This is a genomic window from Sinorhizobium sp. 8-89 (assembly GCF_030124325.1).
In the GTDB taxonomy this organism is placed as follows: Bacteria; Pseudomonadota; Alphaproteobacteria; order Rhizobiales; family Rhizobiaceae; genus Sinorhizobium.
In genome coordinates this window covers 151947-165201 of sequence record NZ_JASKLR010000011.1, presented here as the reverse complement: position 1 = coordinate 165201, position 13255 = coordinate 151947, and the positions used below count along the sequence as shown (strand labels likewise).

The 13255-nt window shown below is 61.7% G+C and carries 6 protein-coding genes and 1 pseudogene; 3 read left to right on the top strand and 4 right to left on the bottom strand.

The genetic code is table 11. From position 1 onward, the window contains the following. Positions 1-82 precede the first annotated feature (82 nt). The 4 genes and pseudogenes from QN219_RS20765 to QN219_RS20750 all read right to left on the bottom strand — a co-directional run bounded on the left by QN219_RS20765 (position 83) and on the right by QN219_RS20750 (position 8266). Positions 83-3955, bottom strand: coding sequence for a GH36-type glycosyl hydrolase domain-containing protein (locus QN219_RS20765; protein WP_284001771.1), 3873 nt, complete (start codon positions 3953-3955; stop codon positions 83-85). A gap of 43 nt (positions 3956-3998) precedes the next feature. Then, positions 3999-6461 (bottom strand): phosphoketolase, encoded by a 2463-nt coding sequence (locus QN219_RS20760; protein ID WP_405052179.1) that lies wholly within the window; start codon positions 6459-6461, stop codon positions 3999-4001. A 34-nt stretch (positions 6462-6495) separates the two neighbouring features. Further along, positions 6496-7525 (bottom strand): annotated as a pseudogene (adhP, locus tag QN219_RS20755) (alcohol dehydrogenase AdhP). Positions 7526-7594: 69 nt separating this feature from the next. Then, complete coding sequence (locus QN219_RS20750) at positions 7595-8266, bottom strand: CBS domain-containing protein (RefSeq protein ID WP_284001769.1); 672 nt, start codon at positions 8264-8266, stop codon at positions 7595-7597. Between the two features lie 517 nt (positions 8267-8783). Here QN219_RS20750 and QN219_RS20745 point away from each other — a divergent pair. Genes QN219_RS20745 through QN219_RS20735 form a run of 3 tightly spaced genes read left to right on the top strand, consistent with a single transcriptional unit; the run spans position 8784 to position 13150 of the window. After that, positions 8784-10982 (top strand): DUF3141 domain-containing protein, encoded by a 2199-nt coding sequence (locus tag QN219_RS20745; RefSeq protein WP_284001767.1) that lies wholly within the window; start codon positions 8784-8786, stop codon positions 10980-10982. A 22-nt stretch (positions 10983-11004) separates the two neighbouring features. Beyond that, positions 11005-11961, top strand: a complete 957-nt coding sequence (locus QN219_RS20740; protein ID WP_284001766.1) for a phosphate acetyltransferase — start codon at positions 11005-11007, stop codon at positions 11959-11961. Between the two features lie 4 nt (positions 11962-11965). Further along, the gene (locus QN219_RS20735) at positions 11966-13150 is read left to right on the top strand and encodes an acetate/propionate family kinase (RefSeq protein ID WP_284001764.1); all 1185 of its coding nucleotides are present in this window, start codon (positions 11966-11968) and stop codon (positions 13148-13150) included. Positions 13151-13255: the final 105 nt, after the last annotated feature.

Genomic DNA, 13255 nt, shown 5'->3' with positions numbered 1-13255 from the left:
GTCGTGAACTGCAGCCGAGCGAGATCCTGATCGGTCGGCATCCGGTTTAGGTCAGGATCGGTCGACAGCAATTCCGACATGGCTAGCCGACCGCCAGGCGGACGTCGTGGTCTCGTCCGTCGTCCACGAGTGGAATGCTCCGTCCAGGAAGGTGCTCGCCGTCAAGGGTCAGCGGGCGCGGCCTCCCGCCGGCTTCGGAATCCCGGCTCACTCTGATGTGATAGGTAGCCGCCCCATACCGAAAGTCCACCTCGTACCCGGGCCATTGCGCCGGAATGCACGGCTCGACGAAAAGATGGCCTTCCTCCCGGCGGATGCCGAGAATAGCTTCCAGACCGACGCGATACAGCCAACCGGCCGATCCCGTATACCAGGTCCAGCCTCCGCGGCCAGTATGCGGAAACGCACCGTAGACGTCGGCACTGACAACATAGGGTTCGACCATGTAACGCTCTATGTCGTCGGGAGAACGGGCATGATTGATGGGATTGAGCATGCTCCAGAGCTGAAACGCCCGGTCGCCATCCCCCAGCAAGGCGGTGGCCCACACGACCCAGGCGGCGGCATGGGTATATTGCCCGCCATTTTCTCGAATTCCCGGCACATAGCCTTTTATGTAACCCGGCTGCAGCGTCCCCTTATCAAAGGGTGGATCGAAAAGCTGAATCAGCTTGTCCTCGGGACGAACTAGCCGCTCCCAAACCGCCCGCATTGCCTCGGAAGCGCGTTCGGCATCTGCGGCACCGGAGATGACCGCCCAGGCCTGAGGGATGGCGTCGATCTGACACTCGTCGTTCAGGCAGGAGCCAAGGGGAGTACCATCGTCGAAATATGCCCGGCGATACCAGGAGCCGTCCCAGGCCTGGGTCTCCAACGACGTGCGTAACGCCTCGGCGGACTCGCGGCACCACGCCGCCCGTTCCTCGTCGCCCTCCGTTGATGCGATGGTGGCAAACGACCTGAGCACAGTCAGGAAGAACCACCCGTTCCACACGCTCTCGCCTTTACCTCCGGCGCCCACCTTGTTCATGCCGTCGTTCCAGTCGCCCGTTCCCATGAGCGGAAGTCCATGGCTGCCGAGCCGAAAACCCCGATCCAGTGCGCGGCAACAGTGCTCATAAATGGTCCCGCTTTCCCCACTGACCTGCGGAACGCCGAAACTCTCCTCCTGGCCGTCGGCTAGCAGCGGCGACTTAATGAAAGGAACCCGCTCGCTCAGAAGCTCGTAGTCCCCTGTGACCGATATGTAGTGCTGGACGACGTAGGGCAGGAAATAGAGGTCATCGGTCATGCGAGTCCGTACCCCGACGCCCGACGGAGGATGCCACCAGTGTTGAACGTCACCCTCCGTGAATTGACGCGCAGCGGCTCGAAGGATGTGGGCGCGCGCTTCATCGGGCGCGCAATGCACCAGGGCCGCCACATCCTGGAGTTGGTCGCGAAATCCATATGCGCCGCCTGACTGATAGAAGCCCGTTCGCGCCCAGATGCGGCAACAGAGTACCTGATAAAGCAGCCAGCGGTTCATCATGAGGTCAAAGGCTGTGTCGGGCGTTCGAATGGTGACCGAGCTCAGCAGCCGGTCCCATTGGCGGGAGACAATTGCCAGAGAGTTTCGGGCACTCTCTGGCCGGGCGTGTTCACGGACGAGCCGGCGGACCTCATGGAGACTATCTGTTTGACCGAGCACGAAGACAATTTCGACGCTTTCGGCGGGGGGAACCGACGCCTCGACCATGAGCGCAGCGCAGGGGTCGATGAGGGATCCGACGCTGCCGCTGAGATTGGAGCCCTCCAGTCCCACCGGCCCAAACACGGAGCCGTTCCTGCCGAGGAACGCGCGCCGGTCGCAGGTAAACGACCGCAGCGGCGCGCTCGAGGCAACGAATGCCAGCTTTCCGGAGAAATCACTTTCCCAGACGTTCCGCGCAATGACGGCACCCGTCTTGGTGTCAAATTCACATTCCACTCGCCCGGAAGCGTTCTCACGCAACGTACCGAGCACCCATTCGACGTAATAAGTGGCGGTAAGAGCGCGCGTTCCCGTTCCCTCGTTGCGGATGGCGAGGCGGACGATCTTGATCGGTTCCGCGACCGGGACATGCACCGTCATTTCCAGGTGCAGAAGCCTGCCAACGCTCTCGTAGCGACTGTAACCCTGCCCATGTCTCACGCTGCTCGTCGAAGATTGCCCCAGAGGCAAGCGCGTCGGCGTCCAGAACTCTCCGGTTTGCTCATCGCGCAAGTAGATGATCTCACTCGGGGGATCCGACACCGGATCGTTCGACCAGGGCGTGAGCCTGTTCGATTGGCTGTTGCCCGCCCAGCTATAGCCAAGGCCGCTTTCGCTGGTCAGGCAGCCTAACTCGTGATTGGCTATCACGTTGCACCAGGGCGTTGGTGTCCCTGCCCCGCCGCCCGTTGCGATCACATAGTCGCGTCCATCCTGAGTGAATCCGCCGCGACCGTTCCAGAAAAGCAAGTCGGTCCGTGCAGTCGCGCTTTGCTTCTCAGGAGCGTCACGGAAGTTTGTCTCAGTGTGCTTCGAAGCCGGGAGCTTCACCGTCGACTTCGGCTCCAGCTGATCGGCAAGCGATCCGCGGCTGCAACAAAGGACGACGCGTGCCGCGGCAGCGATGGCATTCGTTGAGGCGCTTGATACATCGGACGCGGACAAGAAGTAAACGCCTCCGGGGCCGCTAGGCGCGCCCTCCACTTCATCTCTTACCTTGTCGCTTATCTGCATCGTTTCGGTCACGCCGCTCTCGTCGATCAGGACTAGGTCGAAGGGAAGCCCACGGCTGGTGATGAAGGCATGAGCGTCGATAACCTCCTCGACGATCGGGGTTGTGTTCATCTTGTCGATGCGCAGCAACAAAATCGGAAGATCTCCGGATATCCCCACCGACCACAGGTTCCCCGTGCTCAGCGGCTCTTGGCCGCGGGCGCCGGGGTCTCGAAAGCCGGAATCAAAGAATGCCAGGCTTCCTGCGAGTTGGTTGTAGGCGGCCACCTTGTCCGGGGAGCGCTTAGAAGACGCGCGTTCCTTGGCGTAGTTTTCGAACGCATCTGACAGCGCCCGGCCCGCGGCATCGACGTTTGCAAACCGCGTTGCGATGGCGGCTATCTCCACTTCACTGTCCGCCGCGCCCGTCACGAATGCGATACGCTCCGTGCCCGTGGGTTTCAGAAGCACTCTTCTGCGCAGGCTGAAGACGGGGTCGAGCACGGGCCCCGTCGTGGCCCACAGGCCCTTGCCAGGCTCCAGTGCGATGGGGTTTGACGGCGTCCGTCCTCGGCCAAGAAACTTGTTGCGGTCCGTCTCGTACTCAACCGAAGGCTGGCCGTCTGCGTTTGATGCGGAAATATGCATGGCCCAAATCGCATTCTCCGATGCGCTGCGTGGTCGACGCCGGGCGAACAATGCGGAGGTTTCTGCGTCGAACCACGTTTCGACGAAGAGCTTGGCAAAAGCCGGATGTGCACTGTCGGCGCGTCGACTATTGAGGCAGATTTCAGCATAGCTCGTGAGCTCAAGTTCTCTCGCGGTCGTGCCCCTGTTGAACAGTCGAAGCAAACGCACTTCAGCATCACAATCCGTTGCGACGCAGACCTCCGACCAGATGTCGATGTCCCCCGCCGAACAGCAAAACTCGGCGCGGTCGCCGCGAAAGCGGTGGTCGTAAACCGCATCCGCGCGACAAATCGGCTGCGGGCCGATTGTCCAGACCTTTCCGTCGCCAAGGTCACGGATGTAGCAGAACTGACCCCAGCAATCTCGGGTGCCATCCTCCCGCCAACGGGTGACATCGAGGCCGCGCCAAGATGCGGAGCCGGCACCAGACTCCGTCAGGAGCAGGCTGTATCGGCCGTTCGAAAGCAAGGTGGTGTCGGGGCGCGCGCCCACGGGATGCGCAGCACTGGCGTCTTCAATTTCGTCAATCGATCGGGCCATCAGACCGATCCTTCAATCGATGCGGACGGAGCTCCTGTCGCAGTTAGGCATTATCGCCTCCCGTGGATGTCGCTCCCCGCACTTGCTCCGTTCCCTTGACGCCCCATTGCCATCCGCTGATCGACGGCATGTCGTCGCCATACTTCTCGATATATTCCCGGTGCTCGATCAGCTTTGCCTGAATGGCTTGCTTGAAATAGGCAGCCCGTGCACCGAGCTGGGGCAGCCGATCGATGACGTCGCTGACGAGATGGAAGCGATCGAGCTCGTTGAGGACAACCATATCGAACGGCGTCGTCGTCGTGCCCTCTTCCTTGTAGCCGCGCACGTGAAGGTTCCCATGGTTCGTCCGGCGATAGGTCAGTCGATGAATCAGCCAGGGATAGCCATGAAAGGCGAAGATGATCGGCTTGTCCCTGGTGAAGAGGCCATCGAAGTCCCGGTCCGAAAGACCATGCGGGTGCTCCTCCGCCGGCTGCAGCTTCATCAGGTTGACGACGTTGATGACCCGCACCTTCACCTCAGGAAGGTGCTCGCGCAGCAACTGGACCGCAGCCAATGTCTCAAGCGTCGGGACGTCGCCGCAACAGGCCATGACGACGTCGGGCTCGCCATTCCTGTCGTTGCTCGCCCAATCCCAAATGCTAAGACCCATGCTGCAATGCCGCACGGCTTGCTCCATAGTCAGCCATTGCGGAGCCGGCTGCTTGCCGGCGACCACAACGTTGATGTAATTGCGGCTGCGCAGGCAATGGTCGGTCACCGAAATGAGCGTGTTGGCGTCCGGCGGCAGGTAGACGCGAATTACGTCCGCCTTCTTATTCACGACGTGGTCGATGAACCCGGGATCCTGATGGCTGAACCCGTTGTGATCCTGCCGCCAGACATGGGAACTGAGGAAGTAGTTCAGGGAGGCGACCGGCCGGCGCCACGGTATCTCGTTGCACACCTTGAGCCACTTGGCGTGCTGATTGAACATCGAGTCGATGATGTGGATGAAGGCTTCATAGCAGGAGAAGAATCCATGGCGGCCCGTCAACAGGTAGCCCTCGAGCCAACCCTGACACTGGTGCTCGCTCAGGACCTCCATGATGCGGCCATCCGGCGAGAGATGATCATCCTCGGGAAAGATCTCGGCCATGTAGCAACGATCGGTGACCTCGAGCACATCCTGCCATCGATTGGAGTTGTTCTCGTCGGGGCTGAACAGGCGGAAGTTCCGGCTGTCCATGTTGAGCTTCATCACGTCCCGCAAGAACTTGCCCATGAGGCGCGCGGCTTCCACCGTCGTGGCTCCGGGGCGTGGAACATCCACCGCATAGTCCCGGAAAGCGGGCATCTTGAGGTCGCGCAACAGCAGCCCACCATTGGCGTGAGGGTTGTCGCTCATTCGACGACGTCCGGTCGGCGCCAGCGAAGCCAGCTCCGGCTTTAGCCTCCCATCGTCATTGAAAAGCTCCTCCGGACGGTAACTTTTCATCCATTGCTCGAGGATGAGGATATGCTCCGGCTTGTCCATCTCGCCCATCGGCACCTGGTGCGATCGCCAATAGTCTTCACACTTCTTGCCGTCGATCTCTGAGGGACATGTCCAGCCCTTGGGCGTACGGAAAACAATCATCGGCCACGCGGGGCGTTTCAGATTGCCTCTGGTGCGGGCGTCGTCCCAGATCTCGCGAATTTCGGCGACGGCAGTATCGAGGACAGCGGCCAATTGCTGGTGAACGTTGTCCGGCTCATGCCCTTCAACGAAATAGGGCTTGTAACCCATGCCCTCGAAGAATTTCCGCAATTCATCGTGGGGGATGCGGGCGAGGAAACACGGATTGGCGATCTTGTATCCATTCAAGTGCAGGATTGGCAGAACACAGCCGTCGCGCGCCGGATTCAGGAACTTGTTACCTTGCCAACCGGTCGCGAGAGGTCCTGTCTCAGCCTCGCCATCGCCAACGACACAGGCGACGATGAGGTCGGGGTTGTCGAATGCCGCCCCGTAGGCGTGGCTCAGCGCATATCCGAGCTCGCCGCCCTCGTGAATGCTGCCGGGGGTCTCCGGGGCGACATGGCTAGGAATGCCGCCGGGAAAGCTGAATTGCTTGAAGAGCCGCTGCATTCCCTCGGTGGTCTCGCCGATGTCCGGATAAAATTCGCTGTACGTCCCCTCCAGATAGGCATGCGCCACCAGGGAGGGCCCACCATGCCCCGGACCGATGACGTAGATCATGTTGAGATCGTCGCGCTTGATGATCCGGTTGAGGTGCACGTAGAGCATGTTCAGGCCCGGGGACGTTCCCCAATGACCGAGCAGACGTGGCTTTATGTGCTCACGTTTCAACGGCTCTCGCAGCAGGGGATTGTCGAGCAGGTAGATCTGGCCGACCGAGAGGTAGTTCGAAGCCCGCCAGTAGGCGTCCATCAGGCGAAGCTCCTCTGACGACAGCGCGGTCGCTCCATGTGACTTGCCTGATGTTGTTTCGTTCATCACTGCCGTTTCAACCGAAGCCATCGGAGCCTCCCCGTCAAAATCCTGTCATGCAACGCTACTGCAGTCTCATGACTATGCGGCCGTCGATCTTGCCTGCTTCCATGCGATGGAAGATGTCGTTGATGCTCTCCAGGCTTTCCCAGGAGAAATGAGGCGTCACCTTGCCCTCTGCTGCGAAGATGAGCGATTCTTCCAGGTCCTGGCGGGTGCCCACTATCGATCCACGCACGGTTATGCGCTTCAGGACTGTTTCGAACACAGGCAGGGAAATCATCCCGGGGGGAAGGCCGACAAGGACCATCGTGCCCTTCGACCGCATGAATCCGAAGGCCTGTTCCATCGCGGCGGGAGAGACCGCGGTTACAAGCGCTCCATGAACGCCGCCGTTCGTGGCCTTTGCCACTTGCTCAATGGCATCGTCTGCCTTGCCGTTGACCGTGATGTCGGCGCCGAGTTGCCTCGCCAGGGCGAGCTTGTCCTCGAATATATCGGCGGCGGCGACGTGCATGCCCATTGCCTTCGCATATTGCACTGCCATGTGGCCCAAACCGCCGACACCCGAGACGGCTACCCACTCACCGGGACGGACTTCCGTTTCTTTCAGCCCCTTGTAGACAGTAACCCCCGCGCAGAGAACGGGGGGCAGCCGCTCCGAACTCCAATCCATCCGGAAGGTTGCCGACGAAGTCGGGATCCGCCAACCCGAATTCCGCGAACGTGCCATTCACCGAGTATCCGGTGTTCGACTGCGACGCGCACAAGGTCTCCCAACCGGTCCGGCAATAGGGACAATAGCCGCAGGCGGTGTGCAGCCAGGGCACTCCAACCCTGTCACCTTCCTTCACTCGTTTTACGCCTGCGCCCACGGCAGAGACGAAGCCGACGCCCTCATGCCCCGGAATGAAAGGCGGGCTCGGCTTTACGGGCCAATCGCCGTTCGCGGCGTGCAGATCGGTGTGACACACGCCGGTCGCTTCATATTTCACGAGTATCTGCCCCGATCGAGGAGTTGGGACCTCCATGTCCTCGAGGGTGAGCGGTGTGCGGAACTGCCGAACGACGGCCGCCTTCATCAACTGTGCCATTTCCATTCCCCTTCATCTCGTACGATTTCAGCGACGCTTCTCGGGGTCGGTATTGATCAGGTGGGCGAGCTAATGGGGATAAGGATCTGGGAAATGCTCTACCACGCCCCGAACGCCGTGAACGCCTTCAGCGAGGATGCGCGCTGCCTTCCGGCAAGCGGCCGGCTCGACCTTGCCCCAAAAATGCACGATCCCCTCGGTTACCGTAACGGTCACATTTGACCCTTCCAGACCAGTGTTCTCGCCGAGGCGAACAAGGATGCTGCGTCGAATGGCTTCGTCGCCGGCTGCCGTCTCGTCTTGCTTAGCCGAAAAAATTGCCTGCAACAGGTCGGCGCGGCTGACGATGCCGACCAGTTCTCCATTCCGCATGACGGGGATGCGCTTGATGCCACGATCCTGCATGAGCCTTGCGACACGCGCAAGGGACGCATCTTCGTCGATGGTAACGGGTTCGGCTGTCATGACGTCGCCGACTCTCCACGAGCACCGCCTCACAAAGGCGTTGGCTCTGTCATCGGGGGCAAGTGTCATGTCGACCATCAAGGCGGATGCTTCACTGCAGAGTTCCGTCCGGCGGATCAGGTCGCCCTCGCTGATGACGCCAAGTAACCGCCCTTCGTCGTCAACGACAGGAATGCCGCTTACGTGATGCTCGAACATCAGCTTGGCTGCCTGTCTGACGCTGTTGTCAGGTGACAGTTTGATGACCTTTGTCGTCATCACATCCTTGACAAGCATATCGATCAAACTCCGGTAAGGGCGCCGCTCTCATTAGGGAGCCCTCAAGTTAAACCTGCCTCCAGTCAGCCCAGCGACGATCTCAAGCGTGGCTCATCGAGATTCCCCGTCTAGTGGCGAATCCTCCCCGTTCGACGAATCCCGCATGAAACGAGTCTCTGCGGAAAGATGTCTCTCGCCGAACGAAATGATAAGCTAAAAAAAAACGGCCGGCATTGACTGCAATCAATATGAACACTTGCTCCGGCGAAAGGCGACGTTCTGGGGAGCTGATTTCGCCAATATAGGCGTGTTGCCAGAGCGCTTCCCGACAGCGTTGCCCAGTGGATGCTGCAGTGCGGAACCGATCCCAGGTGGATCGGGTATGTCAATGAAGCCTCGCCCATCGCACTCAGCGGCCCCGGAAGCGCATTCGGCTCGCCTGAATTTGACAGAGATCAATGCTCGAAAGGCAGCGTTGCTGTATGTGCGATCAGAGACTGGGACCGCCCTCCGTTCAAGCCGAGGAGTAGACCGTATGCCTCAGCCGACCATCCCGTCATTTGCAGACGCATTCGCCTATTCGCTCGATGCCTGGCAGCGTTCCATCCTGTTTCTCGACGTCATGCGCCAGCGTGGTGAGCAGTACGAGGAACACGCTGCGCAGACCGCTCCGCACGTGCTGAACTATGACGCAGAACTTGTCGTCGACGGTCGCAAGCTTGATAAGCCGGTCAACTACGCGCTCGTCCGGATAGTCCCGCCCGAAGGCATCGTTGTCGACCTGCTGAAACGACCTTTCGTCGTCGTCGACCCGCGCGCCGGCCACGGGCCCGGCATCGGCGGGTTCAAGGCCGACAGCGAGATCGGTGTGGCGATGAAGGCCGGCCACCCCTGCTATTTCATCGGTTTCCTCCCCGAGCCGGTTCCCGGCCAGACGATCGAACACATCGCCCGCGCCGAAGCGGTCTTCCTCGAGACGGTCATCGCCCGCCATCCGGACGCCGACGGCAAGCCTTGCGTGATCGGCAATTGCCAGGCGGGCTGGGCGGTGATGATCTTGGCATCGCTGCGCCCGGACCTGTTCGGTCCGATCATCATTGCCGGCACGCCGCTTTCCTATTGGGCCGGCGTCAGGGGACAATATCCGATGCGCTATTCGGGTGGCCTGCTCGGCGGCAGTTGGCTGACGGCGCTCACCGGCGATCTCGGCGGCGGCCTTTTCGACGGCGCCTGGCTCGTCCAGAATTTCGAGAACCAGAACCCCGCCAATACCCTCTGGAGCAAGCAGTACAATCTCTACTCGAAGATAGACACGGAGCCCGAGCGCTACCTCGCCTTCGAGCGTTGGTGGGGTGGCCATGTGACGCTGAACGCCGAGGAGATGCAGTTCATCGTCGATGAACTCTTCGTCGGCAACAAGCTCGCCGCGGGCGAAATCCGCACCTCCGATGGCACCGCCATCGACTTACGCAACATTCGCTCTCCGATCGTCGTCTTCTGCTCGAAGGCCGACAACATCACGCCGCCACAGCAGGCGCTCGACTGGATCCTCGATCTTTACGACAGCGTCGACGAGATCCGCGCCTACGGCCAGACGATCGTCTACGCCGTGCACGACAAGATCGGCCATCTCGGCATCTTCGTCTCGGCCGGGGTCGCCCGGAAAGAACACGACGAGTTCGCGTCCAACATCGATCTGATCGACGTGCTACCGCCCGGCCTCTACGAGGCAGTGCTTGAGCCTGCGAGCGAGGTCGTGGAGGGCAGGGCCCTGGTTGCCGGTGAGTGGGTGATGCGTTGCGAAGCGCGAACCCTGGACGATATCCGCTCCCTCGGTGGCAATGATATCGAGGATGAACACTGCTTTGCCGCGGCGGCGAAGCTCTCGGAGGTCAACCTCGCTCTCTACCGAACCTTCCTGCAGCCCGCGGTCCGGGCCATGGTCACGCCGACCTTTGCCGAGGCGATGCGCCGCGTGCATCCGCTACGCCTGCAATACGAGCTTTTCGGGCCGAGCAATCCCTTCATGGCCTGGGTCCAGACCGCCGCGGAGCATGCCCACGAAAATCGAAAGCCAGCAGCCCCCGAGAACCCACTCCTCGCACTACAGGAAAACATGTCGCAACAGATCGTCAACGGTCTTGAGGCCTGGCGCCAGGCGGTGGAACGGCTTTCGGAGGAAACATTCCGCACCGTCTACGGCTCGCCGGTGCTGCAGGCCGCGCTCGGCATCGACAGCAAATCCGACCGCCTGCGCAAACCGGCCAAAAGCCATCTGCACGAAGCGCTCGTCGAAACGCGGATCGCTTCACTCAGAGCCGAGATCGCCCAAGGCGGCCTACGCGAAGCCATTGCCAGGGCCTTGCTGTTCGTCGGAAAAGCGCGCGGCGGTGCCGACGAGCGGGGCTTCGAGGCAATCCGCAGGCTGCGTCGCGCCCATCCGACCGCGAGCCAATTGTCGCTTCCAGCGTTCAAGGCGCTGCTGCGCAAGCAGTATTTCATACTGCTGATCGACGAGGACGCTGCCCTCTCAGCAATCCCGAAACTGCTGCCGGAAGACCTCGAGGAACGCCGCTCCGCCTTCAACGTTCTGCGGGAGGTGCTGGCAGCATCGGGAGCCGTGACCGGCGGCGCCGCCGAGCGGCTGGAACGCATCGAGACGCTCTTCGCCTTAGGCAGCGAGACGGTGCCCTTTGTGGCGCGCAAGACCGCACGCGAACGTAAGACGTCCTGATCGACCTTGTGGAGGTTTCGCAGTGTCCGAGGTTACCGCGCTGACGGGCGTGCCGTCGAAGTATGATCGCCTAATCGCAGCCGCGCAGGCCGAAACGCCCGCGGTTACGATCGTTGTCCATCCCTGTGACGAAACCTCGCTGCGCGGGACGCTTGAAGCGGCGGAAATGGGGCTGATCAAGCCGATACTCGTGGGGCCGGAAGCGAAGATCCGCTATGTGGCGGCGGAGCATCGGCTCGAAATCGGCGGCATCGAGATCGTCGATGTACCGCACAGTCATGCCGCAGCGGCCAAGGCGGTTGCGCTCATTCGTGAAGGCAAGGGCGAGCTTTTGATGAAGGGGAGCCTGCACACCGACGAATTGATGCGCGAGGTCGCCGCCTCCGCCACCGGTCTCAGGACCGATCGGCGGATCAGCCATGTCTTCGTCATGGATGTCCCCGGCCATGCAGACACGCTCTTCATCACGGATGCTGCCATCAACATTTTCCCGGATCTGGAAGCTAAGCGCGACATCGTGCAGAACGCGATCGATCTCTGGGTGACGATCGGACTCGGAGAGCCACGAGTCGCGATCGTTTCGGCGGTGGAGACCGTCACGACGAAGATCCCCTCGACAATCGAAGCAGCGGCGCTATGCAAGATGGCCGAGCGCGGCCAGATCACCGGCGGCCTTATCGATGGGCCGCTCGCCTTCGACAATGCGATCGACCCGGAGGCCGCCCGCATCAAGGGCATCAGGTCGCCAGTTGCCGGCCACGCCCAGATCATCGTCGTGCCGGATCTGGAGGCCGGCAACATGCTCGCAAAGAACCTGACCTTCCTTTCGCATGCGGATGCGGCCGGCATCGTCCTCGGCGCCCGCGTGCCGATCGTGCTGACCTCGCGGGCGGATTCGGTGCGAACCCGCCTCGCTTCCTGCGCCATTGCCGCGCTTTACGCCGCCCGGCGGCGTGCAACACAAGTAGCGGGGGTCTAGTGCCATGGACGCGATCCTCGTCGTCAATGCCGGTTCATCGAGCCTGAAGTTTCAGGTCTTCGGCGTCGCTGAGGCGATCCTGACGCGGCAGGTGCGCGGCCAGATCGGCGGCATTGGTTCGCGACCCCGTCTACATGCAAAGGATGCCGATGGGGCCGTCCTGATCGATCAGAGCTATGCCGCGGAAACCGTTCGCGACCTTCCCTCCGCAATCGCGGCAGCGCGCGAATGGCTGCTGACGCTCGAGGGGTTCGAACTGTGCGCGATCGGCCACCGCGTCGTCCATGGCGGGCCCGACTATGCGCAGCCTGTGCTGATCAACGCGACAGTGCTCGACCGTCTCGCCAGCTATCAGGATCTCGCACCGCTGCACCAGCCGAACAATCTGGCGCCGATCCGGCTCGCCATGGAGATCAATCCCGATGTGCCGCAGGTCGCCTGCTTCGACACGGCCTTCCACCGCGGACATCCGAAGCATTCCGACTGCTATGCGCTGCCTCGATCCTTCTATGATCAAGGCGTGCGGCGCTATGGCTTCCATGGCCTTTCCTACGAATATGTTGCCGAGCGGATGCGCGAGATCGCGCCCAAAGCGGCGCGCGGCAAGGTCATCGTCGCGCATCTCGGGAGCGGCGCTTCGATGTGCGCGCTACGCGACGGCCACAGCGTCGAAAGCACCATGGGCTTCACCGCCCTCGATGGACTGCCGATGGGAACGCGGCCGGGCCAGATTGACCCGGGCGTCGTGCTCTACCTCATCTCGCAAAAGGGCATGAGTGCCGAGGCCGTCTCGGGCCTCCTCTATCACGATGCCGGCCTCAAGGGTCTTTCCGGCATCTCGAACGACATGCGCGAGCTTCTGGCGAGCGCCGATCCGTGCGCCTCGTTCGCGATCGACCATTTCGTGCACCGCTGCAGCCTCAACGCCGGCATGCTTGCCGCGGCCCTCGGCGGGGTCGATGCCTTCGTCTTCACAGCGGGTGTCGGGGAGAACTCGGCGCCGATCCGCGCACGGATCGCCGAGCGTCTCGCCTGGCTTCGCGCCGAAGTCGACGCGGCGGCAAACGAGGCGGGCGCTGCGCTGATCTCGACCGCCGCGAGCCGCGTCGCGCTTCATGTCATTCCGACCGACGAGGAACTGATGATCGCGCGCCACACGCTCGCGCTGATCAGTGCCCCCAACGCCTGACCCGGAGGCAAGCCGATGTCAATTCCCGCCGCCAAGTCCAAGCTTCTCGAAGGCCGCAGAGGCTTTCTCCTCGCCGCTATTGCTATGGTCTTGTTGATCCTGTGG

Coding starts and splice junctions, on each gene's coding strand:
- QN219_RS20765 (WP_284001771.1), bottom strand. CDS start 3,955: ATGGCCCGATCGATTGACGAAATTGAAGACGCCAGTGCTGCGCATCCC.
- QN219_RS20760 (WP_405052179.1), bottom strand. CDS start 6,461: ATGGCTTCGGTTGAAACGGCAGTGATGAACGAAACAACATCAGGCAAG.
- QN219_RS20750 (WP_284001769.1), bottom strand. CDS start 8,266: ATGCTTGTCAAGGATGTGATGACGACAAAGGTCATCAAACTGTCACCT.
- QN219_RS20745 (WP_284001767.1), top strand. CDS start 8,784: ATGCCTCAGCCGACCATCCCGTCATTTGCAGACGCATTCGCCTATTCG.
- QN219_RS20735 (WP_284001764.1), top strand. CDS start 11,966: ATGGACGCGATCCTCGTCGTCAATGCCGGTTCATCGAGCCTGAAGTTT.